This is a genomic window from Herbaspirillum lusitanum P6-12 (assembly GCF_000256565.1).
In the GTDB taxonomy this organism is placed as follows: Bacteria; Pseudomonadota; Gammaproteobacteria; order Burkholderiales; family Burkholderiaceae_D; genus Herbaspirillum; species Herbaspirillum lusitanum.
This window is the reverse complement of sequence record NZ_AJHH01000384.1, coordinates 1-4,929: the sequence shown is the minus strand read 5'-3', so window position 1 is coordinate 4,929 and position 4,929 is coordinate 1. Positions and strand designations below refer to the sequence as shown.

The 4,929-nt window shown below is 58.7% G+C and carries 5 protein-coding genes and 1 pseudogene; all 6 read right to left on the bottom strand.

What is annotated here, in order from left to right; all coding sequences use genetic code 11:
• A partial coding sequence (locus HLUSI_RS0112160; RefSeq protein WP_414086754.1) for a branched-chain amino acid ABC transporter permease occupies window positions 1–392 on the bottom strand: 392 nt, incomplete at its 3' end.
• Between the two features lie 16 nt (window positions 393–408).
• The gene (locus HLUSI_RS0112155) at window positions 409–1,293 is read right to left on the bottom strand and encodes a branched-chain amino acid ABC transporter permease (RefSeq protein ID WP_016834233.1); all 885 of its coding nucleotides are present in this window, start codon (window positions 1,291–1,293) and stop codon (window positions 409–411) included.
• 160 nt (window positions 1,294–1,453) lie between these two features.
• Window positions 1,454–1,903 (bottom strand): annotated as a pseudogene (locus HLUSI_RS0112150) (ABC transporter substrate-binding protein); the annotation flags it as partial.
• A 169-nt stretch (window positions 1,904–2,072) separates the two neighbouring features.
• Window positions 2,073–3,284 carry an ABC transporter substrate-binding protein gene (locus HLUSI_RS0112145; protein ID WP_029363440.1) on the bottom strand — a complete coding sequence of 404 codons (1,212 nt, stop codon included), beginning with the start codon at window positions 3,282–3,284 and terminating at the stop codon, window positions 2,073–2,075.
• 224 nt (window positions 3,285–3,508) lie between these two features.
• A complete protein-coding gene (locus HLUSI_RS0112140; RefSeq protein ID WP_016834230.1) occupies window positions 3,509–4,276 on the bottom strand; it encodes an ABC transporter ATP-binding protein in 768 nt (255 codons plus the stop codon).
• Window positions 4,276–4,929 (bottom strand): ABC transporter ATP-binding protein (locus tag HLUSI_RS0112135; protein ID WP_016834229.1); only part of this gene is annotated, 654 nt, incomplete at its 5' end. The genes HLUSI_RS0112140 and HLUSI_RS0112135, both read right to left, overlap by 1 nt.

Here is a 4,929-nt window from a genome sequence, read left to right as displayed (position 1 = left end):
TCTTCGCCGCCGGTGAACGGCGCCTGCAGGCAGACGAAGTACAGCATCTGCGCCAACGCCAGCGTCACCATGGTGAAGTAGATGCCCTGGCGACGGATCGCCAGCAGCCCCATCACCAGGCCGACCAACGCGCCGACCACCGTCCCCAGCACCAGGCCGGCTTCAGTCGGCAGGCCCCATACCTTGATCGCATGTCCGGCGACGTAACCGGACCAGCCGAAGAAGGCTGCATGGCCGAACGACAGCAGGCCGGTGTATCCGATCAGCAGGTTGAAGGCGCTCGCAAACAGGGCGAAGCACAGGATCTTCATCAGGAACACCGGGTAGAAACCGAAGGGCGCCGCCAGCGCAGCCAGCAGGAAAATTCCGTAGGCGATTTTCTTGTTCGTCATATGCATCTCACGCATCTCACTTTTCCTTGCCGAACAGGCCGGCAGGACGAATCATCAGTACGATGGCCATGATGATGAACACCACGGTCGCGGAAATCTCGGGATAGAACACCCGCGTCAGGCCTTCGATCACGCCCAGGCCTAGGCCGGTGACGATGGAGCCGAGGATGGAACCCATGCCGCCGATCACCACCACCGCGAACACCACGATGATCAGGTTCGAGCCCATCAGCGGCGACACCTGGATCACCGGCGCCGCCAGCACGCCGGCGAATGCCGCCAGCGCCACGCCGAAGCCGTAGGTCAGGGTGACCATCAGCGGCACGTTGATGCCGAAGGCTTCCACCAGTTTCGGGTTCTCGGTGCCGGCGCGCAGGTAAGCGCCCAGACGGGTCTTTTCGATCACGAACCAGGTCGAGAAACACACCACCACCGACGCCAGTACGACCCAGGCGCGGTAATTCGGCAAGACCATGAAGCCCAGGTTGGTGGCACCCTGCAGTGCGTCAGGCACAGAGTAAGGTTGACCGGAGACGCCGTAGATCGAACGGAAGATGCCTTCCACCATCAGCGTGATGCCGAAGGTCAGCAGCAGACCGTAAAGGTGATCGAGCTTGTAGAGCCAGCGCAGCATGGTCTTTTCGATCACGATGCCGAATGCGCCGACGATGAGCGGCGCCAGAATCAGCATCACCCAGTAATTGATATTGAAATAGCTCAAGCCTATCCATGCCGCGAACGCGCCGAGCATGTAAAGGGTGCCGTGTGCAAAGTTGATCACGTTGAGCAGGCCGAAGATGACCGCCAGTCCCAGCGACAGCATCGCGTAGAACGAACCGTTCACGAGGCCCAACAGCAGCTGGCTCAACAAGGCTTGCAGGGGTATGCCGAATAATTCCATAGAAACTCATTCATTCCGATTGACCGGATGCCGTGCGGCGAAGCGCGCGTTTCCGGTTTATCAAATACAACAAGAAAAATCTGTCATCCCCGATTCTTCAACAGAAATCAGAAATGACAGATCCTTTTGGTGCGTTGATTGCCCGTCGATTACCGGCGGATTATTTCCAGGCCGAGCACTTGGATTCAGCCTTGGTAGTCCAGGCTTGTTCCGCAGGGATGGTCTGGACCAGCTTGTAGTAGTCCCATGGGTACTTGGACTCGGCCGGTGTCTTGACCTGGTACAGATACATGTCATGGACCACGCGGCCATCGGCGCGCAGGTAGCCGTTCTTCTGGAAGACGTCGTTGAACTTGGTCTTGCGCAGTTGCGCCATGACCTTGTCCGAATCATCCGTACCGGCAGCCTTCACCGCTTGCAGGTATTGCAGCGCGGCGGAGTAGTCGGCGGCTTGCAGGCTCGACGGCATCTTCTTTTGCTTTTCGAAGTAGCGCTTGGCGAACTTGCGGGTCTCTTCGTTGGTGTCCCAGTACCAGCTGTCGGCGTAGAACGAGCCGTTCACGAGACCCAGCAGCAGCTGGCTCAACAAGGCTTGCAGGGGTATGCCGAATAATTCCATAGAAACTCATTCATTCCGATTGACCGGATGCCGTGCGGCGAAGCGCGCGTTTCCGGTTTATCAAATACAACAAGAAAAATCTGTCATCCCCGATTCTTCAACAGAAATCAGAAATGACAGATCCTTTTGGTGCGTTGATTGCCCGTCGATTACCGGCGGATTATTTCCAGGCCGAGCACTTGGATTCAGCCTTGGTAGTCCAGGCTTGTTCCGCAGGGATGGTCTGGACCAGCTTGTAGTAGTCCCATGGGTACTTGGACTCGGCCGGTGTCTTGACCTGGTACAGATACATGTCATGGACCACGCGGCCATCGGCGCGCAGGTAGCCGTTCTTCTGGAAGACGTCGTTGAACTTGGTCTTGCGCAGTTGCGCCATGACCTTGTCCGAATCATCCGTACCGGCAGCCTTCACCGCTTGCAGGTATTGCAGCGCGGCGGAGTAGTCGGCGGCTTGCAGGCTCGACGGCATCTTCTTTTGCTTTTCGAAGTAGCGCTTGGCGAACTTGCGGGTCTCTTCGTTGGTGTCCCAGTACCAGCTGTCGGTCAGGTACATGCCCTGGGTCAGCTTCGGCGTCAGCGAGTGCACGTCGTTGATGAACACCAGCAGGCCGGCCAGCTTGGCGGTCTTGGTGATGCCGAACTCGTTGGCAGCCTTCACCGAATTGATGAAGTCGCCGCCGGCGTTGGCCAGGCCGATGATCTGCGCCTTGGAAGTTTGTGCTTGCAGCAGGAAGGACGAGAAGTCGGATGCACCCAGCGGATGCTTGACCGAACCTACGACCGTGCCGCCCGATGCCTTGACGACGTTGCTGGTGTCGCTTTCCAGCGAGTGACCGAACGCGTAGTCGGCGGTCAGGAAGAACCAGCTCTTGCCGCCCTGCTTCACGACCGCCGAACCGGTGCCCTTGGCCAGCGCGACGGTGTCGTAGGCGTAGTGGACGGTGTACGGCGAGCATTCTTCATTGGTCAGGCGGGCCGAGCCGGCGCCGTTTTCGATGAAGACCTTTTTCTTTTCGTTGGCGACTTTCGCCATTGCCAGCGCAGTGCCGGAGTTGGTGCCGCCGATCAGGACGTCAACGCCCTGCTGGTCGAACCATTCGCGCGACTTGCTGGCGGCGACGTCAGCCTTGTTCTGGTGATCGGCGACAACCAGTTCGATTTTCTTGCCGTTGATCGAGCCGCCCATGTCGGCGATCGCGAACTTGATCGCTTCCGCACCGCCCTGGCCGTCGATGTCCGAATAGACGCCGGAGATGTCGGTGATGAAACCGATCTTGATCACGTCTCCGGAAATTTGCGCCGAAGCCGGTGCCGCGAATGCGAACGCTGCTGCCGCGGTAGACACGGCGAGTGACATTGCCTTTAACTTCATTTCCATCTCCTTTTGTTATAACGCTAGTGATGCTGTAACGTTTGTGATGCCCGCTCAGTAGTAAGTGCGTCCTGCCCGATTTTTGCGAACGGGTGCGTGAATGATCACGCGACCGTTCGTCGCACCATGGTGCATTCTTTTTATGACTGCTTTGTTAATTCAGAATAATGATGCGACTGCTTGAACCGCTTGAATAGCGAAACTTCGCTTATGCGCTTATGTGCTTATACACCCAGCAGCTCATTGAGCTTCTGCGTCTTCGATTCGAGTTCCGACGAAGCGAACGACTCGACGATCTGGCCGTGTTCCATCACATAGAAACGATCCGCCAGCGGTGCAGCAAAGCGGAAGTTCTGTTCCACCATCACAATCGTGTAACCCTTGGCCTTGAGCATGAGGATCATGCGCGCCAGCGCCTGCACGATCACCGGCGCCAGGCCTTCGGAAATCTCGTCGAGCAGCAACAGGCGGGCGCCCGTGCGCAGGATGCGCGCCACCGCCAGCATCTGCTGTTCACCGCCGGACAAACGCGTGCCCTGGCTGTTGCGGCGTTCCTTCAGATTCGGGAACATGTCGTAGATCTCGTCGATCGACATGCCCTTGTCGGTCTTCGACACGAACGGCGGCAGCATCAGGTTCTCTTCCGCCGACAGCGACGAAAAGATGCCGCGCTCTTCCGGGCAATAACCGACACCCTGATGCGCGATCTTGTAGGTCGGCATGGCGACGGTTTCATTGCCGTTGATCCTGATCGAGCCCTTGCGTGCACCGACCAGCCCCATGATGGAACGCAAGGTGGTGGTGCGACCGGCACCGTTGCGGCCCAGCAGCGTGACCACTTCGCCCTTGTTCACCGACAGGTTGACGTTGTGCAGGATGTGGGATTCGCCGTACCAGGATTGCAGGTCGGAAATCTCCAGCGCCGGAGTGCCGCCGGTTGCGGATGCGATACCGCCTTGTTGCAATGTCGCCGCACTTGTCACGATCGTCATCAGTGTGCTCCTTCCAGCGCGCCGGCAGTGGTGCCCATGTAGGCTTCCATCACCTGCGGATTCTTCGATACCTGGTCATACGTGCCTTCGGCCAGCACGGCGCCGCGTTGCAGCACGCTGATGCGGTCGCAGATGCCGGCGATGACGTTCATGTTGTGTTCCACCATCAGGATGGTGCGGCCGACCGAGACCTTCTTGATCAGCGCGGTCACGCGATCGACGTCTTCGTGGCCCATGCCCTGGGTCGGTTCATCGAGCAGCATCAGTTCGGGTTCCATCGCCAGCGTCGTGGCGATTTCCAATGCGCGCTTGCGCCCATACGGCAAATCCACCGTCAGCGTATCGGCGAAACTGGTCAGGTCGACTTCGTCGAGCAAGGCCATGGCGCGGTCGTTGAGTTGCTTGAGGCTGTCGCTGCTCTTCCAGAAATGGAAGGACGTGCCGAGCGTGCGCTGCAAACCGATGCGCACGTTCTCCATCACGCTCAGGTGCGGAAACACCGCCGAAATCTGGAACGAACGGATGATGCCCTGGCGCGCAATCTGCGCCGGTGCTTCCATCGTGATGTCGCGACCGTTGAACAGGATCTGGCCCGAGGTCGGCACCAGGAATTTGGTCAGCAGGTTGAAGCACGTCGTCTTGCCGGCGCCGTT